This window comes from Pseudoflavonifractor sp. HCP28S3_F10 (assembly GCF_052065415.1).
Classification (GTDB): Bacteria; Bacillota; Clostridia; order Oscillospirales; family Oscillospiraceae; genus Pseudoflavonifractor_A.
Map to the genome: position 1 here is coordinate 1 of NZ_JBQHUB010000011.1, position 23,426 is coordinate 23,426.

Consider the following 23,426-nt stretch of genomic DNA (forward strand, 5'->3'; position numbering starts at 1 on the left):
GTCTACGCAGCCTGACGGCTGCGGCAACCTCGCTCACGGATAGATCCTGCGGCTCCATCCGTGAGCAAGGTTTTTACCACGGGGTGTCCAACTTGTTATTGCAATTTGCGAACAGAAAAATCTGCTATTTTTCCTTTAACAACAGTTTCCGGAGAAGCAGCAGCCAGAATTGCTATGGGTGGTATTCCCGCAGATAATCTAGTTTGTCATGGTGATGGACCCACCTGTCAGAAATGATAGGTGGGTTTGTCCGCGCGGCAGGCTGCACATATATCCCGGGAGGGCCAGCCCCACGCCCGGACGAAAAGGAGATACTGACAGCATGAGCAATGTTTTGTGGTTATCCAGAGCAGATGTGGCCAGGACCGGCGTCTGCAGAATGGAAGAGACAGTACAGATCGTGGAAAAGGCGTTCCGCCTTTTTGACGCAGAGCAGGCCATCATCGTCCAGGAAGCCGCCCTTCGTCTCAAGGCCGACGGACAGGACCACGCCTGCTATTCCCTTCCCGCCTATGTGGGCGGTGACGTGAATATATGCGGCCTCAAGTGGACCGCCCACGGAACGGAAACGGATCCCCTGAACATGGAACAGTCCCGTATCCAGGCCACCGTAGTCCTCACCGACCCCCACAGCGGTCTCCCGCTGGCGGTCATGAACGGCACGGACATCGGCGCTGCCCGTACAGGCGCGGTGACGGCGGCGGCGCTGCGGCGCCTGGCGCCGGTTCATACCAAAAAGGTGGCTCTGTGCGGCGCGGGCGGACAGGCGGAGCGCCAGCTCCAGGCGGTCCTTTTTGCGCTGCCGCAGACGGAGGAGATCGCTGTGTGGAGCCGCGGAAACAGGCGGAACAAGGCCCTGACAGAGCGCTATCGCGGCACCACCGGAACTGTTCTTCGCGCCGCGCAGGATCTGGATGACGCGGTGGACGGCGCGGACGTCATTATCGGCGCCACCTCGGCGCCCGAACCCTATCTGCTCCCCCGCCATCTGCGCTCGGCAGCCCTCTACTGCCATATCGGCTTCAATGAGATCACGGCGGAGGCGGTGGACCAGTTCAGCCGCGTCGTTGTGGACACCTGGGAAGAAGCAAAGCATGTGAGCGGCCAGTCCCTTTTCAGGCTCTACCGCGAGGGCCGGTTCGATGAGGCCCGTATCACGGGCTCACTGGGCGCCATCCTCTCCGGCAGGCTGGACGTGCCTCGTGGGACCCCCGGGCAAAAGGTCATGTTTGACGCCTTCGGCCTGCCCATATTCGATCTGAGCGTGGCCAAAGAGGCCTTCGTCCGCGCAGGCCAAATGGGTCTTGGGACCAGCCTCACCTGGTAAGAATCTGTTATTTAACGGCAAAAGGATATGGATAAAGATGAATGTGAATTTTGATGAAGCAATCAAGAGGAAAAACACCAGCTGCTCCAAATATGACGGTATGACCGCCTCCTTCGGCACAAATGACCTTCTGCCTCTGTGGATCGCCGATATGGACTTTCCCGTCCCCGAAGAGGTGACCCAGGCCGTCAAAACGCGGGCGGAACATCCCGTATACGGGTACAATATTTTTCCCGATGGATATTACGAGGCCTTTCTGGCCTGGGTGGAGAAGCACCATGGCTGGACAGTGGAAAAGGACTGGGTGTGCCACACACCGGGGGTCCTGACGGCCCTGTCCACCGCCATCCTTACCTTTACGGAAAAAGGGGACAATGTGCTCATCCAGCCGCCGGTATACTTCCCCTTCAGCAGCACCATTGAAGCCCTGGGCAGAACGGTGCTGAACAACCAGCTTCTCTATGAAAACGGACGCTTCTCCATGGACTTCGCAGACCTGGAGGAAAAGGCGAAGAAGGCCAGGCTCTTCGTATTCTGCAGCCCCCACAACCCATCGGGCAGAGTGTGGACGAGGGAGGAGCTGGCACGGGTGGAGGAGATCTGCCGGAAAAACGATCTGCTGGTATTTTCCGATGAGATCCACAGCGATATCGTATACGCCCCCCACAAGCATACCGTTTTCGCCCAACTCTCCCCCTGGAGCGAGCAGCACAGCATCATCGCCATGGCCCCCAGCAAGACCTTCAACATCGCCGGCCTGCAGATGTCCCATATCACCATTCCCAATGAATCGCTCCGCAGCCGCTTCCAGTATCTGCTGCGCTATGGCCTGCATGTGGCCAACGGCAACTCCTGCGGCATCCCCGCGGCCCAGGCCGCCTATGAGCACGGCGAGGACTGGTACCGGGCGCTGCTGGCCTACCTGCAGCAGAATCTGGACTATCTCGACCGGGCGCTGGCGGAGCAGGTGCCCCAGGTCAGGCTGGTCCGGCCGGAATCCACCTACATCCCGCTGCTGGATATGAGCGCGCTGAACATGAGCAACGATGAGATGAAGGACTTTGTGATCGGCAAGGTCGGAGCGGCTCTGAATGCCGGCAGCACATTCGGCCCAGGCGGGGAGCGTTTTATGCGCATCAACGTGGCAACGCAGCGGGCAAACCTTGAGGAGTTCGTCGCGCGGCTCAAGCGCGCCGTCGATGCGCTGTCATGAACAAACGGCCCGGGATCCGGGATTATATCCCGATCATATTCGTCATGCTGTTCTGGGGCTCGATGGGCATCCCATCGACCTATGCGGTGGAGGAGTTCACTCCCCTGGCTGTTCTGTGCCTCCGCAGCGGCATTGCCGCCCTTGTGCTGTTTCCCTTCGTATGGCGCCGCCGCGGGAGCGTGCGCCCGGCGGCCGGAGAAGGAGGCCTTCTGATCCTTCTGTCCCTGATCGGCGTAGTCGTCTGCAATTACCTGTACTTTTTCGCGGTACAGCACACCGCGCTGACCCACGTGGCCACCCTCTATGCCCTGGGGCCCATCATCACCACCGTCCTGGCGGCAGTCTTTTTGAAGGAAAAAATACACCAAAGCCGGCTTCTGGGAATCATTCTGGCCTTCGCCGGGGTGGCAGTACTTATCACAAACGGGCACCCGGAGGAACTCTTCTCCAGCGGCTTCAGCAAGGGCGACGCCGCCGAGCTCGCCTCCTCCCTGTGCCTGGCGGTCTACACCGTTCTGAGCAAAAAGGTCCGGAAAACATCCGCTGACTGCGTTGTGTTCTGGCTGATGGCGGTCAGCTTCCTTACAACGCTGCCAATGGTGTATCTTCTGGAAGGGGGGCTCCCCTTTCCTGTCAGCGGACGCGCAGCCGCTTCCGTCGTTTATCTGGGCGTCCTGTGCTCCGGGATGGGCTATCTCCTGCAGCAGCGGTCCATTCAGCGCATCGGAGCTTCCACCTCCGCCGCATTTCTGAACGGGATCAGTCCTATCACCATTCTCACCGCGGCCGTCGTTCTCAAAGAAGAGCTCTCCCTGGTGCAGGTGGGCTGTATGGCCGTCGTATTCGCAGGACTGCTTCTGAACACCAAAAACTGTTCCCTCTGGAGCAGACCTCGAAAAGCGGCAATATAATATCAGGCAGCTGAACATTTTTCACGTTCAGCTGCTTTTTTATAGATTATTCTGTGGACTTATGCCCTGTTATCATGTATAATTTATTTATTAACAATGATTGACAGGGTGGCGTAAATGAGTTCTTTTTATTCCGAAAACGTTGAATATATGCTGCTTCGGATCATCGCTGAGCAGGAAGAACCTGTCGGAGCGGGCTTTCTTGCGGATATGCTTCAAAGTAACGGGAACTGTACAATGAGCGAAGCGACCATCGGAAGGCATCTGAGAAAATTTGAGAAACAGGGCTTTCTGAAAAGCGAAAAGTACGACGGACGGTCCAGAGGACGGATCATCACAGGTCAGGGCCGGGCAAGGCTCAAGGAGCTGGCCGCGGAACGGCGTCAGGCAAAGGCAATGCTGGATACCATGGAGATCTTCAATGACGGCTTCGGCGAGCAGCTGCACAACGTTCTGGTCACAAGAGAGATCATCGAGCCCGAGGTTGCGGCGCTTGCCGCACAGAATGCCACACAGGAGAACATCGACGCCATCCGGAAGATCGTGGAGCAGACCGCGCAGCTGACGGAAAAAGGCGAGAGCATGGCGGCCACCGACGCCCCGTTTCACATTGAGATCGCCAAAGCGTCCGGGAATCCCGTGCTCGAGGCCGTAATGAAAATGATCCGCACGGACCGGGATTACTCTCCGGAGATCGAGAGCATCATCAACGCCTCTTCGCTGAATAACCCCAGCGACCATATGAGCATCTACAAGGCCATCGCGGAGCATGACGCGGAAAAGGCCAGACAGATCATGAAACAGCACATCCACAATCTCATCGTGAAAAGCAGCCGCTATCAAGGAACGAAATAAGCTCAGCACACCTGGAGATATCCCCTGATACGCCATTTACGAACTTATCATACGCCCGCCGGACCTCTGTTTCCGGCGGGCGTATTTTCTTTTCCGCTGGCCGGACCTTCTGGTATGGCTGAGCATGGTGACCTGTTCATACCTGCTCCGGGCCCTACGCCCGCCGCCGGTGACCCACAGCTTCCGGGAGGACGCACTTTTTCAAATCACGGCAGGACCCGTAGCCATCGGGATGGAATCGTTCCTCCATCCACCGCAGGTCAGGCACTATTTTAAAAAGCGCCGGAGGCGCCGTGGACAGAAATGCCCACAGCGCCTCCGGCGCTTTTTTTACTTCTCCGGCCAGTGGCCGGACTTGAGTCCGGCTCCACACATGGGGATCAAGCAGTCAGCGGCAGGCCCATACTGCCGGCAGTATTGCCGGTACCCTGCGTAATTGGCCGCTGTCGTATACTCGCAATAGACACCGTGCCGGGCAAGCTCTGCTCTCGCGGCCGGAATCCATTCCTCCGGCGCGTGAATAAAGCGGACGCCGTATTTCCGGCTGAGCCGCAATATCTCCTCTCCGCGCATGGGCCTGCCGATAGCGATACCCTCCGCCATGGTGGGCCGGGATTTCACCTCCGCCGGGGCAGCAGAGCCCTGCTCATACGCCCGCAGGAGAGGATCGCAGTGCTCTGACTGTACGGCAATGATCTGCGGCATCCGCTGGATACAGCCGCTCTCCAGTAAATGTTCCAGCCCGCGGATCGCGCCGAGAAACAGTGTTCCGTTGCCCACCGGGAGCAGGATATGCTCCGGGATGCGCCCCAACTGCTCATAAACCTCGTAAATATAGGTTTTTGTGCCCTCATAGAAGAAGGGACTGTACACATGGCTGGCATAATAGAGCCCTTCCTGCGCCGCCTTCTCCCGGCACACATCCGCGCAGTGATCCCGGCTCCCCGGCACCACGGTACACACTGCTCCGTGGGCGCGGATCATATCGATTTTCTTCGGCGATGTCCCTTCCGGCACAAAAATCTCGCAGGCGATCCCGGCCCGGGCGCAGTAGGCCGCCACCGCGTTCCCGGCGTTTCCGCTGCTGTCCTGCACCACCCGGTCCACGCCGATGGCCCTGCAATGTGCGGCCAGTACCGCGGCCCCCCGGTCTTTAAAGGACAGCGTCGGCATCATGTAGTCCATTTTCAGCAGCACGCCGTCCTCCAGCGGAACAACGGGCGTCATGCCCTCTCCCAGGGTAATCCCTTCCCATTCTCCGCCCTCCAGCGCCATAAACCGGCGGTAGCGGAAGATATTCCAGCTCTCCCGCTCCACGGCGGAAAGGTCGAACTTCGGCGGTGAAAACTCCAGCTCCCAGAGTCCTCCACAGGCACATCGGGTGGCCCTGGTCCGGACGGATTCCCTTTTCCCGCAGTTTGAACAGATAAAATTCACGTGTTTTTTCCCTCCACAGACGCATGTGCCTCCGCCGGCCTCTCTGCTCACAGAAACATCCCCTGCGGCAGAGTCCGGTCAATTGCGAGGATCTGCTCTGCGGCATAGGAAGCATCCTCTCTGGTGATCCCCAGATGGAATACCAATCGGATCTCCGACGGGGACAGGACGTACCCCCGTATGCCCCGTTCCTTTAAAAGCGTGTTAAACTGTTCTCCGGTAATGCCTGCCCCGTTGAGATCCAGCAGCAGGATATTGCTCTGAGGTGCCGGATCGGCCCGCAGGGCTTTGAGGCCCCTCAGCCGCCCGGCCAGATATTGGGCATTTTCCCGGTCCTCCGCCAGACGTTCCACATTGTTCTCCAACGCATAAATACCGCAGGCGGCCGCAACGCCGGTCTGCCGCATGGTGCCTCCCAGCAGCTTTCTCCACTCTACGGCCCGGCTGATAAACGCTTTATTGCCACAGAGCAAAGATCCGATAGGCGCACCCAGCCCCTTGGAAATGCAGAACATGACCGAGTCACAGTTCTCCGTGATCTCCTTCGGGGAAACGCCCAGGGCCTCGGCCGCGTTGAACAGCCGCGCGCCGTCCAGATGGACATGCACCCCATGTCCGGCGCACAGAGTCTTGATCTGTCTCATGGCGTCCACAGGCATGCAGGTCCCGCCGGAAAAATTGTGGGTGTTTTCCACGCAGGCCATCTGGATCCTTCCCGTATCCAGCTGCTCTTTTATCCCGTCCAGATCAGGCGCTCCCTTTTGGTCGATCTGATAAAAGACAGGCACCATGCGGAAGCCCTCTTCCTGAAAGCAGATCTTCTCTACCTCCAGAATATGCTGCCGCTTTTCCACAAGGACGGCGCTGCCGGGGCTGCAGCAGGCAAGGATCGCGCAGGTGTTCGCCATGGTTCCCGTGGGGCAGAAGAGGGCCGCCTCTTTTCCCGTCAGGGCGGCGGCCAGGTCTTCCAGCCGGTTGGTGGAAGCATCTTCCCCGCGCCCGCCGGCGTCCAGCCTTCCGGCATCGCCCAGCTGCGCCTCAGGGATCGTCTCCAGCATCGCCCGGGTGGGCAGTGTAATGGTATCGCTCACTAAATCTATCATATATGCTCCCTCTGTCTGATACAGGTCCCCCCTCCGTGTCTGAAGGGGGAGACCCGAAAGTGTACTTAAGCGCCCAGGCCCAGCGGAATGCCGCAGAAATAAAATACGCAGAATAGTGCGATCAGGACTACCAGATAGGTCAGCGAAAATACGACCTGGCCGGACAGGAGCGTGCCCATGCCGGCCTCCTCCTTATTGATCTCAGGCATACGGTTCTGGTTCATCAGGGTAATGGCATAGACCAGCGCCGCGTTCAGCGGGGTGAGGTTATTCGTGCAGGAGTCACCCATGCGGTAGAGGCACTGGGTGACTACGGGATTGATCCCAAGGTTCAGGAACATGGGCACAAAGATGGGCGCCAGGATCATCCACTTGGCGGAGGCACTGTACATAAACAGGTTGGTAAAGGCGATCACGACAACGAAGGTGATCATCAACGGGAAACCGGTAAAGTGAATGGATGAGAGGAATCGCTCGCCGGAGACCGAGATCACAGTGGCCAGCTTGCTGTTGTTGAATACGTACAGCATCTCGGCCACCACGAAGAGGATCAGCACCATCGTCGCAATGCTTTTGACGCCATTGGCCATCATTTTGGGAACGTCGTTCTTGCTCCTGATCACTCTGGCGCCTACACCGTAACAGATGCCCACCACAACGAACATAAAGGAGATCAGGGGGACCAGGCCGGACATCAGAGGGGAGCTGGGGATGAGCTTTCCTTCTGCAGAGCGGAGGAAGCCGTTCCGGGGAACGCAGAAGATCAGCATCAGGACGATGAAAACCAGCGCGCCGTATCCGGCGAACTTCATACCGCGGTTCTCCTCCGGGGTCAAAGCCAGCGCCGCCCGGTCACCCATGACTCTCCGGGTGCGGTCCACGTCTCCGTAGAGAGGGACCAGAACCTTTTCCGTAATCACCGTAGTGACCAGAGCCAGCACGATACAGGCTACCGCCTGGAAAATGTAGTTGACCATGGGATTAACGGGATAACCCAGCGGCTCAGACACGCCGTTGGTGATGGAGGATACCACCACGTCGCCCACCGAGGGGAGCAGATTGCCCACATAGCCAGCGCCGGCGGAACCGTATCCCACCACAATACCGATCCAGGGGTTGCGGCCCACAGCCTTATAGACGACCGCGCCCAGCATAACGGCGAGAATGGTGCCGCCGTCCGAGCAGATGTTGGAGCAGACGCCTACCATGGCCAGGACAAAGGTGACCATGCTGTTGGGCGCGTTGCCCAGCAGCTTGCGCAGGCCCACTTTGAAGAAGCCGCTCTCGTCGCAGATGGCGACGCACATGGTAATGATCAGAACGGAGGTCAGGTTGGGGCTGTTGGTAAATGCAGTGACAAAGCCTGCCAGCCATTTTTGCAGTTCCTCTTTGGAAAGCATATTGACGACGGCGGCCGTCTGCTCTGTGATCTCGCCCGTTTTTGATGCGGACAGATAGGTAACGGATACCCCTGCCATGCTGCAGATCCAGGAGGCCGCCAGGATGATTCCAATCAGAATCAGAAAAATATAGAAAGGATGGGGTAATTTGTTGCCCACACGCTCAATTTCTTTGGCAAAACGGACCAGTACACCGGAATTCTTTTTTGTGTTGGTTTTCATAGTAAAGCCCCCTTTGCTTCTCTCTTCATCATTCTATCTGCGTTCGTTCAGTCTGCCCACCATCGTGCAGTAGAGCTTTGCGGATGTTAAAAGCACCCGCTCGTCGATGTTGAAGCGGCAATTATGATGGGGCGCCGGGACACTGGCGCCCAGCATCATGAAGGTCGCCTTCCCGCCCTGACGCTGTACCTCCCGCATCATAAAAGTCACATCCTCGCCGCCGCCGTTCGTGTCCAGGTACGGCTCCATGCTCATGCCGCTGTCTATCTCCCTCAGGCAGTCCGCGGCCAGGTCCATCATCTCCTGGTCGCAGGGACAGTCGATGGAATGTCCCATGATCCTGTAGGAGAATTCACACTCGTACATATCTGCCGCCGCCCGGCATACGCGCAGCATGCTCTGGAACATGTACTCGTTGAGCTCCTCGGTCAGCCCCCGGACCTCTGCCTTCAGAAGCGCGTGATCGGGGATCACATTCCGCCCCGGACCAAATTCTCCGGCGCCCACATTGACGCGGGTCCGCCCGCCGCTGTGGCGGGAGATAGCCAGCAGATTGAGGATAGCGGTGGCCGCAGCCGCGGCCGCGTTATGTCCCTTCTCCGGTGCCGCTCCCGCATGGGCAGACAGGCCGCTGAAGATCAGGTCCACTTTGTAGCTGAAGCTGCCGTTGGTCATTGCCGCCGCAAACTGGCCGTATTTCAGACCTCCTAAACCGATATGTCCACCAAACAAATAGTTGACACCGTTCAGGATCCCGCTTCTGGCGACCGATTCACCGCCCCGCGCCCCTTCCTCCGCTGGCTGAAAGATCAGCATCACCTTGCCGCAGAGCTGCTCCCTGCAGGCAGCGAGGATATTGGCCACGCCAATGCCAATCGTCGCATGTGCGTCGTGGCCGCAGGCATGCATGAGCATCGGGTGAATGGAGGCAAATCCCTCTTTTGCGGGGACATGGTCCGGGTCCCTGCTCTCGTCCACATCGTTGCAGTCGATGTCGAACCGCATGGCGGTAGTGGGACCGGGCCGGCCCGTATCCAGGATGCCCACCACACCGGTATAGCCGCCGCGCATATGTTCCACCAAAGCGGGGTCGGCGCCCTCCCGGATGGCACGCTGCATACATGCCTCCAGCACGTCGTCAGACGGCACGCCGTACCGTTCTTCCTTCATATGGATTTCTTTTCCATACACATAGGGGATACCGAGGCGCTGCAATTCGTGGATAATATCCGATGTTGTCAAGAACTCGGTCCAGGCGTTTTCGGGCATATGATGGCGGGTCCTGCGAAACTGGATTAATTTGCTTTCAAGCTGTTTGAAAGCGACGGCAGAAAAATCCATATCTGTTTTCCCTCCTGTTCAAGGTCCGTGGTTCGTGCACAAACCACAATAGGAACCGGAGAATTGCAATTCTCTTATGTAAAAATTAAACACCACACTTGACAAATAGTCAAATATGAATATAAATATGATTATATAGGATATAAACTATACTCTATCATGTGAGGTCCTCTATGTTTCACAATAAAGACTATATTTACTGCATCTATAAAGAAGGCAGCTTCAGCAAAGCCGCGGAAGTACTGCATATTGCGCAGCCCTCCCTGAGCGCGGATGTAAGCCGGCTGGAAAAGCGGCTGGGTGTCCAGCTCTTCAACCGCAAGACCAAGCCCATCTCCGTCACACCCTTCGGCTTGGAGTATATTCATGCCGTTGAGCAGATCTACGAAATCGAAGAACATCTTCAGACGCTGGCCTATGAAGTGCACAGCCTGCAAAGCGGCCATCTGGCCATCGGAGGAAGCAGCCTGGACAACCCGTATACCATCACCCAGACCATCGCGCAGTTTAAAAAACGCTATCCCAACATATATCTGCGCATCCATGACACCAACACGGTTCGTTCCAAGCAGATGCTCGATGCCGGTGAACTGGATCTGGTCATCACCAACCGGCCGATGGATGTATCAAAATATGAAAAACTGTTCTGCTACAGCGAAAGCCTGGTATGGGCGATCCCACAGGAATTCCCAATCAATGAATCCCTGCGGGGCCGGGAACTGCACAGAGCTATGCTCGGTAACCGTATTTTCGACGTACCGGACAGCAGGTGCGTCAGCGCCGCGGAATTGGCGGAGGTACCGATGATCCTGTTGGACAACACCAATTATCTGCGCACCTGCGTGGATATGATCTTCCAGGAGAGCAGGGTGGAACCCATCGTCGCGCTGGAGACAGAAAACCCATCTATTTCCTATAATTTTGCCATGCAGGGTGTGGGCGCCACCATAATCAGCAATCGGCTTATTGAGAATCTGAATCCGGGTGGAAAGCTGCTGTATTATAAGCTGCTGAGCCAATACAGCAAACGGAACGCCTATGTGTATTACAGCAAAGGGCGTTATGTTACGGCCGCCATGAAAAAGTTTATCGAGCTCTTACAGAAAGATGACAGGTAAGTAAAATGGCCCGCCCCACAGTCCATCCTGCGGGACAGGCCACTTTTTCCGGACAGAGCCGCCGGCGGGGAACATGCTGTAGAACCGGAACGTCTTGTCCACCACCATCCGCTCAGGGGCAGCAGGGCCCAAGCCGCCTCCGGCAAAAGCCCATCCATTCCGCTGCCGCTTCTCCAGTACTGTATTGCCGGTACCATGTTCAAAAAAACACCGCGGCCGGGGGTCTGAAAAACCTCCCGGCCGCAGTGTCTGTGTTTCTTGTCGGATGAAATTGAGATCTACATGTCCGCTCAGCTCTGAGCCGAGGGGGAGCTCTCCGCGCCCTGCAGGGTGTTGGTGGCATCCTCCACCGCCCGCTCGCTCATCTTTTCCAGATACTTCTGGTAGAAGCCGCCCAGCTCCATATCGGTCAGGGTGCCGCGGCGCTCCACCTCCATGCCGTCCTGATACTCATTCACCAGGCTCACCACATAGTTCTGGAGGAGCTCATCCTTCTCTTCGGGATACTGCTCCAATCCCTCCTCCAGGGACTTGCCAAGAATGATATACAGACCGTTGTCGGTCTCCACGATATCGCTGACCTCGCCGGGCTGCAGCGCGCCGGCCGCTTCCTCAAACACGTCGGGCATGGTCCCCGGCGCATAGAAGTATCCCACCTGCTCCTCACTTCTGGCCTCCTCGCTGTGCTCGCCGGCCAGCTGGACAAACAGTTCCTCCTTGTCGCCGCCGGCATTCAGCTGGGCAAGCAAGTCCTCAGCGGTCTGGCGCTTGGCGGCCTTTTCCTCGTCACTCAGGCTGCTGCCGGTGAAGAGGACAATGTAATCGGTATAGCGCAGGTACTCTCCATAGTTCTCCGCAGGCAGATAGAGGTCACTGCCCTCCTGACCAGCCTGCTCCATCAGTCCGTCCAGCAGACTGGTAGCCGCCATGACCCGCTCCAGATTGTCCCGGCTCAGACCGGTCTCCTCAAGATAATCCTCGAACGCCTCTTCGCCGCCCAGGGAATCCACCATGTTCAGCCGCTCTTCCTCAATGGCAGCCTTGTCCTCTTCCGTCAGCTCCACGCCGTACTTTTTGGCCATGTTCTCGATGGCGGCATAGAAGAACACAGTATCCTCCACCATGGACTTCGCGTACTCATTCAGCGTCATCTTGGAGGAGGGGAATTCCGCGTTCCAGTCGATCTCTCCGTCGTCCCCAAAGATCTCCTCATACATACCGTAATAGTCGTGGTACATCTTGAGCTGATATTCCAGGGCACTGCAATTGAACGCCGCCCAGTAGCAGTACAACTCCGCAGGGATCTCATTGCCGTCCAGCACCAGTACGGTCTCCTCCGGATCCACTCCGGTGATCTCATAATAGACGGTGGAAGGCTCCTCTCCGGCGGGCTTGCCGCTGCAAGCGGTCAGCAGCATGGCGGCAGCCATCGTCAGTGCAATGATTTTTCTTTTCATATCAAATCTCCTTGTGATCCTCGTTCTCCCCGCGCAGTTGTGCGAGGCGGGTCCTGTGGAACATATCAGTCTCTCAGGCGCCGTGGTCCGGCCGCCCTGTTTTTTGTCTTCTTTGGTCATGGAACGCGCTGCGGCCCAGGTAAAAGACCATGGCCGTCAGCGCAAGAGCGCCCCATGCGATCTCCTTTCGATATGCGTATCTGTAATAAACGCCGCCCTCCCCCGGCTGCGGCAGAGGGACAGGGTCGATGGGCAGCCCATAGGCGGAGGCCAGGCTTTTCAGGTTCAGCAGGTGGATCACCGGCGTTCCCTCTGCCAGAAAGAGCTGGACCAGACCGGTGGAGTGGTCGTTCTCCGGCAGCGCGGTCAGTATCCCGCCGTCGCTGTACACGATCACCTTGCTGTTGCCGAAGGAGACGTCGTTGCCGCCCACATTGATGAAGCAGCGGATATCGCCGTAATCCCGGTAGAGCTGATACCGCAGACGGATGTTCTCCAGCAGGTCCTCCTCATAGAAAAAGGAGTACCCATATCCGGTCAGCCGCTCCCTGATGGCTTCCACCGTCTCCGGCGCCATATCACCGCCCACGTCCTTCAGTCCTCCGATGGAGAAATAATCGCTCTTGTGGAACAAAAGCCCTTTCTCGATGAGGTCGTGCTCCATATCCAGGTAGGTCAGCTCCGGATCGTTGGCGCCGTGGGTGGAGGAACCGAAGGAGCTGATCAGAAGGGGGTCCAGCTCCATCACCTCCACCGCGCACATGACCGCGATGTTCAGCGCCGGGAAGGAGCCGGAGCAGTTGACCGCCACCTTGTCACCCGGTTCCAGGCCCAGCTCGTGGAACATATCCACCACCATAGCCGCCATATTGGGGTTGGTGGAGGTCCGCTTGGCCTCCAGGTTGCCCAGCGTGGTAGTGATGGCGGAATAGTCCTGCCCGATCACACCGGTATCGTTGATGTCGTTCATGCTGCTGATGGGGACACCCTTCTCCCCTTTCAGCCGCCGGATCTCCTCCAGGCAGGCCCGGGTCATTTCCGAGGCTCTCAGCTTCTGCTCATAGTCTCCGGCGGGGACCGTAGTCCTGGTCACGTTCAGGAGCAGCCAGCACAGAGCCAGGATCCCGGCGGAGAGCAGCATCACTGCCGTTTTTGTTATTTTTATCCGTTTCATCCGCATCGCTCAAGTCAGAATCATCTGGACCATTTTGATGATCAGTACCACTACAGCCAGTGCGCACAGGGTCTTGACGCAGCCCTGTTTTTCCATCTGTCCGCCCAGAATGCCGGGCACGAGGTAACCGATGGTCATGGACAGGTTGTAGAACATATAGGAATTGCCAAAATAGAGGTAGGTGAACAGGGCCTTTTCCAAAAGGCCAATGATGATATACAGCGCGAATTTCCGCCGTCCGTACAGGATGGTGAAATTCCCGATCAGCTTCACCGCGCCCACAGCGATGAGCGCCGAGAGCAGCGTGGCCAGGATCTTCACCGGCTCTTCCAAATACAGTGCGAAGTAGAAGGGCACTACGATCCCGCCGGGCACCAGCTGCGTCACCTCTGTGAAAATCAGCGTGACCAGGAGCGAGAGGATCGCCAATTCGTTCATGATATCTCCCCGCTTTCCAAATGTGCGATCATCTCATAGGCCTGGCCCTTGATGTTTCCGATGCCCGCAATGAGCGGCGTATCCGCTTTGTCCAGGGCGGAACGCCAACCGGCCGCTGTCTCCACACGCTCCACCCCGGAGCGCCGGAGCAGCAGCCGGGCAAAATGCCGTCCCTCCCCCATCACGATCACCTTACGGCAGGGCACATGGGGAAAGAAACAGCGGATGAAGAGCAGCAGCCGGTCCGGCCGGTCTGTCCGGTGGCCGTAGATCAGCGTCAGGTCCTCCCGGTCCGGAAAGTTCTCCCGCAGGAGCATCAGCGAGGATTCCGGATCGTTGGCGGAAAAGAGATCCAGAAACTGCCGCTCCCCCAGCGGATAGCATTTGCAGGCGCCAAAGTCCTCGTGACAGCGCTCCGCCGCCTCCGGAAAACGGTCCGGGGATATCCCCAGCCGCGCTCCGATGGCGCAGGCAATGGCCCGGTCCTCATCTCCGGCACTGTCCCCGGCCCGGCAGAGCACGGCCTCAGTACCCAGGGCCCGGCATTTTTCCGCAAAGAAGGGGAAAAACCGCTCATCGCCTGTGAACAGAACCCCGCCCCGAGGAATGGTGCCGCTCAGGCTTTCCGCGATCTCCTCCAGGCTCTCCCCCATCTCAAAGATGTGGTCATAGCGCACATTGGTGATCACATTCCAGTCGCCCTGCACGATCTTTTCCTGGGCCACCCGCTGAAGCTCCGGCGCCACCGCCATACATTCCAGGATCAGGATCTCCGCCCCCTCCCGGTATGCCTTCCGGATCATGGAGAGCTGTTCGATGATATTGGCCGCCCCCGGCCGCCGGATGGGATGCTCCATCCCGGCGGTGTCGATATACAGCGGAGCAGTCCCTGTAGTCTTGGTAAACACCTTGAATCCGGCCTGACGGAGGTGGGCGTCGATCAGGCGGCAGGTCGTTGTCTTGCCCCGGATACCATTGACATGGATGACATGCTGAAAGGAACGCAGCGCCCGCCGGTTGGCATAAGCCTCATAAAGCAGCCAGGCAAGATATCCCGCCAGCAGGATCAATGAAAAAACAAGCATAGCTCTCCCCTATGTCTCAAACCCCCGAAAAGCCCTTCGCCGCCAGACGAAGGGCTTTTCGGACATTCTTCAGATAGAGTCTGGATCAGTCGTAGTACACCCGGTCGGCAGAGGCCGTGGACGGATCATGATAATAACCGGCCAGTCCATTCTGCATCATCTCTTCATAGGTAGGGATGTTCTCGATCAGGATGGTCTGATCAGGATGGACGGTGTTGTTGACCTCCATGATGGTGGTGGCGGTAGTCACATGGCGGGCCACGCGCTTGTCGATGGGCCAGCCGTTCTCATCAATGGGAGCGTAGAGCAGCTTATGCTCGCCGGCCTTGATGACAAAGACGTCCTTGCCGCTCATCAGCAGCTCCTCGTCGGTGATGCCGCGGATGCGGTCCAGCATAGGCTCGGCCACTTCCACCAGATAGGAGGCCGCGTCGGTGTGGTCGCCCACCTCACGATGGCTCAGACCGTGAAGGGCTGCAGGAGAGAACTCCATGCCGATGGGCACATCGAAGGTCTGGGAGGTCAGCATCATGGAAACCATGGCGGCCACGGACTGGCCCTTCTCATGGACCACGATGGTGTTCTCCACGGTGTACTCCAACTCGGCCTCGTGGAAGTCCAGGGTCATGTCCACACCCTCGGCCTTGATGAGCTCGGTAACGGCATAGTTGGTCCGCTCAGTCAGCAGGCCGTCCTTCTTGCCGGGCCAGTTACGGTTGGTATTGCGGATATCCACATTGGCCAGCGTCTGTCCGCTGGGATAGTGGATGTAGACCTCGGGGTCAGGCCAGGAATCCAGCGGGCTGGCGTGACGGTCGCCGTACCTCCACACCTTGGTGCCCCAGTCGGTCTGGTAGGTAAAGAAACGGGGATAGGCCTCGCCCACGCGGCTGACGGTAGAGCCGCTGTTGTTCTCGCGGTCAATGACGATGACCTTGCCCTGATTGACCTTCAGGTTCTCCACCAGCAGGTTGGCCGCCATGACGCCGGCGGGCTCCTCAGCGTGGGTGCCGCCCCAGATCAGCATGCAGCCGCCGTCCACGCCGCTGTCAAAAATGTAGACGTTGCAGTCATTCACAGTGCCCTTGACCACATCGCTGTAGTCGCTGAGCTTCTTGACCTCGGTGATGTACTCGCTGACCACCACCGGCTCCTTATAATTACGGTGTTCCCAGAACAGATAGCCGGCGACACCCACGCAGAACGCGAGAATGATGACGCTGATGGCCTTTACCGTATCGATATTCAGCTTCTTCAACTGTATCCCTCCCCCTTTATTTCAAGCGCAGCAGCCGCAGTACGAAGGGGACCATGATAATGCAATACACCAATGCGTTCTGAACGTTCTTGGTCCGGATAAACGCACGGACAATCGCAATCAGGAAGAAAAGCGCGGTGGCATAGGTAAGGACCGTGAAAATGGCATTGATGATGACCAGAATATCCATACTTTACACCCCCAGCAGATTGCCCAGTTGGTTGTTGAAGATCATGGCCACCGTGCACAGCGCCAGGATGAACAGCATGGGGACCAGGGCGGCCTTCAGGAAGCCCTTATAGTAGTTCCCCTTGTAGTCCAGCTGCATGACGGCGGCACGGCCCACCACGGCGGTGGGGGGCAGGCAGTCGCCCACGGGCCACATGACGGACCAGGCAGCCAGTGCGATGACGGCGTTGTAGCCCTTCATGTTGAACAGCATGATCAGGGGCACGCCCAGCAGAGGCGCCACCGCGTACTGCAGGACGCCCTCCGCCACAGGCAGAATGAGCCACAGGGCAGCAAACAGCAGGCCGATGGGCAGGATAACCACGCCCAGAGAGATCAGGCCGCGGGCGCCGGTCAGGGTCAGGACCTGGTTGAGGATGCCGACCACGACCATGATGCCCACCAGTTCCTTCAGGTTGACCACGGTGGTCACGGCCACTTCCATGACGTTGACTTTCTTGGGGGCGCACAGAAGCACAGCGGCGGCGCTGAGCATGAAAATCATGGGCAGGCCGATGACGGGCCAGTAGGCGGGGATCACCCGGGCGCCCAGGATCAGGACCAGCATCACGATGAAGGGGATGAACGCCCGCAGGGCATTCCAGCCGTTGGGGGCCTCAGGCAGGGTAGAGAGCACCTCGTCCACGGGAGCATCGCTCTTGGTGCCGCGGGTCAGGTAGAAGGTGGCAAACAGCGCACCGGCGATGGACAGCAGGGCCAGCGGGGCGGTGAAGCCCACATAGGGCATGTTGGCGCCGGCGGCGGCCATCATGGTCCACAGGTTGATGGGCGGGCAGGCGGCGCTCATGGCGGCCAGCAGGAACACCAGCGCCACGCGGCGGTCCTCCTTCACGCCCATGGCGGCCAGGACGCTGCCCACCAGGCCGCCCACCGTCAGGACGGTGGTAGCGCCCGATCCGGTAACGGCACCGGGCACCATCATGACCACCAGGAGGAGCAGCAGGCACAGCACGCGGCGCTTATAGAACCGGCCCACGATCTGGCGGACCAGGTAGCTGACGCCGCCGGTCTCCTTATACAGGGTCATGAAGAAGGTGGCGGTCAGGAAGGTCATGCATACGTCGAAATAGTTGAAGGTGCCCTCCACCAGATGACGGATGATCTCCGTGAACGGAAGGACGGAACGCTCATCAACGCCCATCGGGAGAATAAGGTGGGCTACCAGAGCGCCCAGCGCGGCCAGCAGCAGCGTGATCTCGGTGTTGGCCTTCATCTTCTTTGCCACGGCGAAGACGACCACGATAACGGCGATGACCGCTAAGGAGTGCTGGAACATAGTCACAAGATTACCTCCTCAGGAAGGACCGCGGGGTGTCACAACACGCCCGCGGTCCTGAACAAGAATCGCGGGATAGTTTATTCCGCGGCCATGTACTCGCTCATGCCAAGGGCATCCTTGGCAGTAATGATGGGGATATTGTGCTCCTTGGCATAGTTGGAGAACAGGCCGTCACTGTCGCTCTCCTCCACCACCATGATGACGTCGGCCAGAGGCATGATGGCATCAATGGAAGCCTGGTCGTTGGCGTCGGTACGGCGGGACATGCCCTCCACATGGGCGCAGACAATGGTCATGCCAGCGTCCTTAGCGGCCTGAATCAGGGCGGTGCAGCGGTCGATCTCGTCGTTGACATCGGTGCCGGCAGCGCCCATACCCTTGCCGCTGGTACCGGTGGTGACGATCAGGGTCTTGGCGTCGCCAGCGGAGAAATTATCCACAGACAGGGTGTGATCGTCAGTGGAGGTGGCGCCGATCTGGCCAGCCACCATGTGCAGCATGACAGAGCCGGTGCTCTGTCCGCAGGTGGTCATCAGGAAGGGGCCATGGATCTTGCCGTCAAACTCAGCGCTGCCGCCGGAGGGGGCGGCGGGGGTGCTGGCAGCGGGGGCGCTGGCAGCGGGGGCGCTGGCAGCGGGGGCGGAAGCCTCAGGAGCCTTGGAGGCGGGAGCGTTGGAACCGCTTCCGCCGCAGGCGGCCAGAGACATGACCATGCCCAGGGCCAGCAGGGACGAAATCAGCTTTTTGCTATTCTTCATGACATAAATCTCCTCATAGGTCATAGGGATAGCCCTGTCTCCCCGCCGCTGTGCGGCAGGGAGACCAAGGCTTGGTTTTGATTTGCTATCGGACCGTCTTATGATTCCGATCAGTTCTTCTTTTTCTTCTGCAGGATGACGACCACGGCGATGGCAGCGGCGATCACGCAGATGGAGCCGATGACCAGAGCGGTGGAGTTGCTGGAGGTGGTGTTCACAGGAGCCTCAGAGGGAGTGCTGGGAGCGGTGCTGGGAGCAGGCTCCTCAGAGGCGGCGGGCTCCTCAGAAGGCGCAGGCTCCTCGCCGTTCAGCTTGGCCTTGTCGGCGATGCTGGTGGAACCGAAGCCAACCTCTTCCAGCCAGTCAGCGGGATAACCCAGAGTGGTGGAAGAACCGTCCTCTTCGATATGGATGCCGTCATAGTAGGTGCCGACCAGCTGCCAGGCAAAGGCCCACCACTCGTCGTTCAGCTCATTCAGGTTGGTGTTCACGTACTCAGTCAGGTAAGCGCGGGCGGCATCGGAACCGGAGGTGTTGTACAGCTCCAGAGCCTTGGCGTCCACGTCGGCCTGCTCGGCAAAGTACTCGGCCTCGATGGCGGCCTTCTTCTCACGGATGACGGGGTACATGGCGTCCCAGTTCAGCTGAGCATAGTTGCCGATGAAGTTGAAGGCCCACCAGGCGCAGCTCTGGTCAAAGGTCTTGCGGTCACCGGTGGACCAGGCCTCGGGGACCTCGGTGGTACCGGCGTAGATGGGGGTATAGACGGTGGTGTCGGGACAGTCCTCGCCGAACCACAGCACGCTGCCGATCTCACCGGGCATGTCGGGACGCAGCTCGGCCACGAAGCTGTAAGAGCAGCGGAACTGGGCGATCTCGCGCTCCCAGTCCTCACTGGCGAGCTCCTCGGGTCTCATCTTGCCGGGGACCTGCCAACGGTGGGGGTTGCCGAAGGGACCGGCGGCCAGACCCTCGGTCATATCATACTCGGTGCCCTCCAGGTGATCGCTGTAAATGTCCATGATATCCTGGACGGAGACCAGCTCGTCGGGGACGATGGTGAAGTCATAGTGGGTCTGGCGGTCCACCACAGGGAAGTCCTGGGAGGGAGCCAGCAGGCTGAACACCCGCCACTCGCGGCGGCTGGCGTAGAACTCATAGCCGTAGGGCTCGGGGTTGAATATCTTGGTGAAGTTGAACTCCTCGCCTTCGGACCACCAGCCCATCTGAGCAGGCAGGGCGGTGATGTCGGTGGACCACATGAAGTTCTCGGTGTCGTTAAAGTCGATCACGCCGATGCGGGAGCGGTTGGCGCCGGTATAGACCTGGTCGTCAGGCACTCTGCGGGCCGCCCAGTGGGCGCCGGGAGCTTCGCTGCCCTGAGTCCACAGGGGACCGCCGCCGCAGACCTCAAAGATCCACACTTCGTTCTGGTCGGCCACCAGCAGGCACTCGCCGCCGTCACAGTAGCCGTACTTCTCCGCCATGGCGCCCATGACCTCAACGGCCTCACGGGCGGTAGCGGCGCGCTGCAGGCCCAGCATCTCCAGGTTGGCGATGACCATCATGCCGTCAGCGGTACCGACCTCGTCGCGGCCGCTCCAGGTGAACTCGCTCATGACCACGCCCTTCTCGTTCATGAAGGGGTAGCCGGTGTTGAAGTAAGTATAGGTCTCCTCAGCCTGGGGGATCTGGCCCACCAGAGTGGGCTCGTTCTTGGTGGCGGTGCAGGGATCGTTGTAGATGTCCACCATCTCGCCGGCGGCATGCTTGCCGCCCTTGACGATCTGGATCCGGTGGTCGTACCAGCCGTCGCAGGTATGGGACACCAGAACAGCGCCGGTATCAGAGGCGTCTTTGCCGACCGCCAGGGTCGTACAGGCGCTGGCACTTACCGCGGTACCAAGGGTGATCACGCAAGCCGTTGTCAGAGAAATCACTTTCTTGAAAATGCTTTTCATGTTTTCCTCCTTCGCGTTATAGGCCTTTACAGTATTTCTTTGCGCGGAAATCGTGTCGTCTGCTTTTCCTCACCATCCTTCCTGCATCGTCGAACCTTATGCATTGATCATTGTGATCAGATCTTTGGGGTTCCCCTCTTTCCCTTCTTCATGCATACTTCAACTTGCATTTCATTTTCTGGTTTTGTAACGTTTCCGGGGATATATCGTCAGCCCCGCAAAACAGAGATGATTCCCTGTTTCACGGGACAGATCGATCCGCTCAAATACTTCAGGACTTGTCAAAAAACAAAAATTCCGCTAGCCGGTCCGTACCGGCAAAGCCTGCATCATCTAAGGATATTCATACTCTATTGAAAATAGAGCATGAATCAGGGGCGCCCCTGATTCATGAAATTTTGCGTATTTTTTGTTTTAGCAAATCACTCCTCAGTGTTCCCATCTGAGAAACATGATGCCTGCCCGTCAGCCGGAAAATCGCAGCCGTCCTGCATCCGTCAGGACATCTATTTGGTTTCCCACATATTATCACAAACCAAATTTCCAATTTATGTTACTGTAATTACTTTTTAAGCATACCACTTTTCCACAAAAAAGGCTAGCCCTAATTGCGACTTTTTCTATAAAAAACTGTTGATTATAAAATCTCTCCTCTTTATATTACATTTAATTCCTTATTAACTAGAATTTATATCACAATATTCCTCTTTTTGGAATTTTTATAGATCATCAAAATCACGCAAAAGGTCACACCTGTTCCATGCACTGCTGAAGGCCCGGCCTCCCCGCTCTTCATGGCGTGGAGGCACGCGGCGCCGGCACCGAAACGCCGCAGGATGTCCGCCAGTGGTGAATATTCCGTTTCATCCGATACCGTTCCATACGAAACGATACAGGCAGCGGATCTCTTTCCACGCCTGCATAAACCAGGTACCGATGCTCATATGTTCTCCAGGCCAGGCAGCAATATTTGGCCGCTGAGGAGGAGGGCATGAGGAAAAGCTGTATCCAGCACGTTGTCATACATCTTCCGGATCATCCCTGTCCTGGTTCACGCTCCGGCAAAGTCAATGAATTTCATGTGGAGGTAATCGGGCGGAAGCTGCGGGAATCATCTTTGAGCAGCAAACAGCAGGCGGCTGTTATCGACCGGATCCTGGGATCTCTCCGTGAAAGGGAACACGATGGGATCATCAAATAACCTTCCCCGCAGCCGCCGGGCCGGCACGGCCATATCCGTCCGGCAGAACGTATCCCTGAAACAAGCAGCCCCTTTGCCGCTCCATCCGGCGGCAAGGGGGCTTTTTCCTGCTCATATGGCTTTATAGACGCCCGCCGCAAAGGCCTTACGGCCTCCATGCGGCCGCAATCCAGAGCTTCGTTTCTCTTTGAGATGACTGCGCCTGGCCAGTTTCCACACGGATCTCAGCACATGCTTTGTTGCCCTTTGCGCGGTTGCGCAAACCGCCCGTTGCAGGGCACAAAGCTGTTGGTCAGCATGGCGATGAGCTGCTCCCGGGGCGAATCGATGATCCGGCAGCCCACCACCCCCGCCGCGTTGCATCCAAAGCCCATGCACATGGTCAGGGCCTGTTTGCCGCAGGCATGGGCCTTTTGAAAGGCGTGGTCCAGCACAAAGGCTACCCGGGGCAGATACCCCAGGTCCTCCAGCAGGGTGAAAAGGGGAAAGAAGATGGCCATGGGGGGCAGCATGACGCTGACCACCCAGGCCAGGGTGCGCCAGACCCCCAGCACCAGCGCGCCGTGGAGCCACTCCGGCGCGCCCAGAGCAGCAAAGACCTCTGTCAGCACGTCCTGCACCCGGAACAGCAGGCCGGACAGGAGCTGGGAGGGATAATTGGCCCCGGCAATGGTGAGCCAGAACACCCCCGCCAGCAGCAGGAGCATCACCGGGATGCCGGTAAGCCGGCTGGTAAAGAGCCGGTCCAGCCGCCGGTCCCTCCGGTCCCCGGCCCCCTCCTCCCGGACGGCGGCGTGGGCCAGGTCCTCTGCCGCCCACACCAGGCAGGAGACCAGCCGGTCGCCCAGGGCCTGGCCCTCCAGCCCCACCGCTGCCAGCTCCGCCCGGGCCTGGGCCAGACACTCCGCCGTCCCCTCTTCCTCCCGGAGGTCCCGGCCCAGCCGGTCCGCCAGGGTGGAGAGTGCTTCCTCGTCCCCCGCCAGCAGCCGCAGGGCGGCCCAGCGGGGCGGCACCGGGCCGCAGCGTCCCGCCAGCTGGGCGGTCAGCGGCTCCAGCGCCCTCTCAATCGGGGGAAGGTAGCGGGGCGGCCGGCCCCGGACTTCCCCGTCCGCCGCCCGCTCCACCGCCGCCATCAGGGCGTCCGTCCCCTCTCCCCGGCCCGCCGCCGTCCCCACCACCGGCACGCCCAGCCGCCGGGACAGCTCCTCCAGATCCACCGTGATCCCCCGGCGCCGGGCCTCATCCATCAGGTTGACGCACACCACCGTCCGGGGCTGGAGCTCGATGGTCTGGAGCACCAGGTTCAGGTTCCGCTCCAGGCAGGAGGCGTCGCACACCACCACCGCGGCGTCTGCCCCGCCCCAGCACAGGAAATCCCGGGCCACCATCTCCTCCGCCGAGTGGGCCAGCAGAGAATAGGTCCCCGGCAGGTCCACCAGTACGTACTCATACCCGCCGTATTCGCACCGGCCCCGGGCGGTGGCCACCGTCTTGCCGGGCCAGTTCCCTGTATGCTGCCTCAAACCAGTCAGGTAGTTGAACACGGTGGATTTGCCCACATTTGGGTTGCCGGCCAGGGCCACCACCCGGTCGCCGGGCCGCCCGCTCCGGGGCTCCCCCGTTCGGTCCACGGCCCCCG

General features: G+C 58.9%; 19 protein-coding genes. 5 read left to right on the forward strand and 14 right to left on the reverse strand.

Features of this window, described 5'->3' with window-relative positions:
- The first annotated feature begins 322 nt into the window (after window positions 1-322).
- From ACTNBZ_RS06420 to ACTNBZ_RS06435, 4 genes are all read left to right on the forward strand, one after another.
- Window positions 323-1,327, forward strand: a complete 1,005-nt coding sequence (locus tag ACTNBZ_RS06420) for an ornithine cyclodeaminase family protein (RefSeq protein WP_441208846.1) — start codon at window positions 323-325, stop codon at window positions 1,325-1,327.
- A 37-nt stretch (window positions 1,328-1,364) separates the two neighbouring features.
- Complete coding sequence (locus tag ACTNBZ_RS06425; RefSeq protein WP_441208847.1) at window positions 1,365-2,540, forward strand: MalY/PatB family protein; 1,176 nt, start codon at window positions 1,365-1,367, stop codon at window positions 2,538-2,540.
- On the forward strand, window positions 2,537-3,451 hold the full coding sequence (locus tag ACTNBZ_RS06430; protein WP_441208848.1) for a DMT family transporter: 915 nt from the start codon (window positions 2,537-2,539) through the stop codon (window positions 3,449-3,451). Before ACTNBZ_RS06425 ends, ACTNBZ_RS06430 begins: the two co-directional genes overlap by 4 nt.
- Window positions 3,452-3,601: 150 nt before the next feature.
- Complete coding sequence (locus ACTNBZ_RS06435; RefSeq protein ID WP_441208849.1) at window positions 3,602-4,306, forward strand: FCD domain-containing protein; 705 nt, start codon at window positions 3,602-3,604, stop codon at window positions 4,304-4,306.
- 330 nt (window positions 4,307-4,636) lie between these two features.
- Here the strand turns inward: ACTNBZ_RS06435 and ACTNBZ_RS06440 are convergent, their stop codons facing one another.
- The 4 genes from ACTNBZ_RS06440 to ACTNBZ_RS06455 all read right to left on the reverse strand — a co-directional run bounded on the left by ACTNBZ_RS06440 (window position 4,637) and on the right by ACTNBZ_RS06455 (window position 9,809).
- Complete coding sequence (locus ACTNBZ_RS06440) at window positions 4,637-5,743, reverse strand: threonine synthase (protein WP_441208850.1); 1,107 nt, start codon at window positions 5,741-5,743, stop codon at window positions 4,637-4,639.
- A gap of 47 nt (window positions 5,744-5,790) precedes the next feature.
- Window positions 5,791-6,846: a threonine aldolase family protein gene (locus ACTNBZ_RS06445; protein WP_441208851.1), complete on the reverse strand. Its 1,056-nt coding sequence runs from the start codon at window positions 6,844-6,846 to the stop codon at window positions 5,791-5,793.
- A gap of 65 nt (window positions 6,847-6,911) precedes the next feature.
- Window positions 6,912-8,468, reverse strand: coding sequence for an AbgT family transporter (locus tag ACTNBZ_RS06450; protein WP_441208852.1), 1,557 nt, complete (start codon window positions 8,466-8,468; stop codon window positions 6,912-6,914).
- A 33-nt stretch (window positions 8,469-8,501) separates the two neighbouring features.
- Window positions 8,502-9,809 (reverse strand): amidohydrolase, encoded by a 1,308-nt coding sequence (locus ACTNBZ_RS06455; protein ID WP_441208853.1) that lies wholly within the window; start codon window positions 9,807-9,809, stop codon window positions 8,502-8,504.
- Between the two features lie 173 nt (window positions 9,810-9,982).
- On the opposite strand from ACTNBZ_RS06455, the gene ACTNBZ_RS06460 reads away from it, so the two are divergent.
- Window positions 9,983-10,927 (forward strand): LysR family transcriptional regulator, encoded by a 945-nt coding sequence (locus tag ACTNBZ_RS06460; protein WP_441208854.1) that lies wholly within the window; start codon window positions 9,983-9,985, stop codon window positions 10,925-10,927.
- 290 nt (window positions 10,928-11,217) lie between these two features.
- On the opposite strand, the gene ACTNBZ_RS06465 is transcribed toward ACTNBZ_RS06460, so the two are convergent.
- The 10 genes from ACTNBZ_RS06465 to feoB all read right to left on the reverse strand — a co-directional run bounded on the left by ACTNBZ_RS06465 (window position 11,218) and on the right by feoB (window position 23,418).
- The gene (locus ACTNBZ_RS06465) at window positions 11,218-12,384 is read right to left on the reverse strand and encodes a foldase protein PrsA (RefSeq protein WP_441208855.1); all 1,167 of its coding nucleotides are present in this window, start codon (window positions 12,382-12,384) and stop codon (window positions 11,218-11,220) included.
- A 73-nt stretch (window positions 12,385-12,457) separates the two neighbouring features.
- A complete protein-coding gene (gene pgsW / locus ACTNBZ_RS06470; protein ID WP_441208856.1) occupies window positions 12,458-13,558 on the reverse strand; it encodes a poly-gamma-glutamate system protein in 1,101 nt (366 codons plus the stop codon).
- Between the two features lie 9 nt (window positions 13,559-13,567).
- Window positions 13,568-13,996 carry a poly-gamma-glutamate biosynthesis protein PgsC gene (gene pgsC, locus ACTNBZ_RS06475; RefSeq protein ID WP_441208857.1) on the reverse strand — a complete coding sequence of 143 codons (429 nt, stop codon included), beginning with the start codon at window positions 13,994-13,996 and terminating at the stop codon, window positions 13,568-13,570.
- The gene (gene pgsB / locus ACTNBZ_RS06480; protein WP_441208858.1) at window positions 13,993-15,081 is read right to left on the reverse strand and encodes a poly-gamma-glutamate synthase PgsB; all 1,089 of its coding nucleotides are present in this window, start codon (window positions 15,079-15,081) and stop codon (window positions 13,993-13,995) included. Before pgsB ends, pgsC begins: the two co-directional genes overlap by 4 nt.
- Before the next feature lie 85 nt (window positions 15,082-15,166).
- Window positions 15,167-16,339 carry a hypothetical protein gene (locus ACTNBZ_RS06485; RefSeq protein ID WP_441208859.1) on the reverse strand — a complete coding sequence of 391 codons (1,173 nt, stop codon included), beginning with the start codon at window positions 16,337-16,339 and terminating at the stop codon, window positions 15,167-15,169.
- A gap of 16 nt (window positions 16,340-16,355) precedes the next feature.
- Entirely contained in the window at window positions 16,356-16,529 is a 174-nt protein-coding gene (locus ACTNBZ_RS06490; protein WP_441208860.1) for a hypothetical protein, read from the reverse strand.
- Window positions 16,530-16,532: 3 nt separating this feature from the next.
- A complete protein-coding gene (locus ACTNBZ_RS06495) occupies window positions 16,533-17,870 on the reverse strand; it encodes a hypothetical protein (RefSeq protein WP_441208861.1) in 1,338 nt (445 codons plus the stop codon).
- Window positions 17,871-17,944: 74 nt separating this feature from the next.
- A complete protein-coding gene (locus ACTNBZ_RS06500; protein ID WP_441208862.1) occupies window positions 17,945-18,625 on the reverse strand; it encodes a DUF6305 family protein in 681 nt (226 codons plus the stop codon).
- Between the two features lie 110 nt (window positions 18,626-18,735).
- The gene (locus tag ACTNBZ_RS06505; protein ID WP_441208863.1) at window positions 18,736-20,586 is read right to left on the reverse strand and encodes a dipeptidase; all 1,851 of its coding nucleotides are present in this window, start codon (window positions 20,584-20,586) and stop codon (window positions 18,736-18,738) included.
- Between the two features lie 1,425 nt (window positions 20,587-22,011).
- Window positions 22,012-23,418 (reverse strand): ferrous iron transporter B, encoded by a 1,407-nt coding sequence (feoB, locus tag ACTNBZ_RS06510; RefSeq protein ID WP_441208864.1) that lies wholly within the window; start codon window positions 23,416-23,418, stop codon window positions 22,012-22,014.
- Window positions 23,419-23,426: the final 8 nt, after the last annotated feature.

Bases quoted from the DNA above. Each gene is read 5' to 3' on its own strand.
- ACTNBZ_RS06420 (WP_441208846.1), top strand. From the start codon at position 323: ATGAGCAATGTTTTGTGGTTATCCAGAGCAGATGTGGCCAGGACCGGC.
- ACTNBZ_RS06425 (WP_441208847.1), top strand. From the start codon at position 1,365: ATGAATGTGAATTTTGATGAAGCAATCAAGAGGAAAAACACCAGCTGC.
- ACTNBZ_RS06430 (WP_441208848.1), top strand. From the start codon at position 2,537: ATGAACAAACGGCCCGGGATCCGGGATTATATCCCGATCATATTCGTC.
- ACTNBZ_RS06435 (WP_441208849.1), top strand. From the start codon at position 3,602: ATGCTGCTTCGGATCATCGCTGAGCAGGAAGAACCTGTCGGAGCGGGC.
- ACTNBZ_RS06445 (WP_441208851.1), bottom strand. From the start codon at position 6,846: ATGATAGATTTAGTGAGCGATACCATTACACTGCCCACCCGGGCGATG.
- ACTNBZ_RS06450 (WP_441208852.1), bottom strand. From the start codon at position 8,468: ATGAAAACCAACACAAAAAAGAATTCCGGTGTACTGGTCCGTTTTGCC.
- ACTNBZ_RS06455 (WP_441208853.1), bottom strand. From the start codon at position 9,809: ATGGATTTTTCTGCCGTCGCTTTCAAACAGCTTGAAAGCAAATTAATC.
- ACTNBZ_RS06460 (WP_441208854.1), top strand. From the start codon at position 9,983: ATGTTTCACAATAAAGACTATATTTACTGCATCTATAAAGAAGGCAGC.
- ACTNBZ_RS06465 (WP_441208855.1), bottom strand. From the start codon at position 12,384: ATGAAAAGAAAAATCATTGCACTGACGATGGCTGCCGCCATGCTGCTG.
- pgsW (WP_441208856.1), bottom strand. From the start codon at position 13,558: ATGAAACGGATAAAAATAACAAAAACGGCAGTGATGCTGCTCTCCGCC.
- pgsC (WP_441208857.1), bottom strand. From the start codon at position 13,996: ATGAACGAATTGGCGATCCTCTCGCTCCTGGTCACGCTGATTTTCACA.
- pgsB (WP_441208858.1), bottom strand. From the start codon at position 15,081: ATGCTTGTTTTTTCATTGATCCTGCTGGCGGGATATCTTGCCTGGCTG.
- ACTNBZ_RS06490 (WP_441208860.1), bottom strand. From the start codon at position 16,529: ATGGATATTCTGGTCATCATCAATGCCATTTTCACGGTCCTTACCTAT.
- ACTNBZ_RS06500 (WP_441208862.1), bottom strand. From the start codon at position 18,625: ATGAAGAATAGCAAAAAGCTGATTTCGTCCCTGCTGGCCCTGGGCATG.
- ACTNBZ_RS06505 (WP_441208863.1), bottom strand. From the start codon at position 20,586: ATGAAAAGCATTTTCAAGAAAGTGATTTCTCTGACAACGGCTTGCGTG.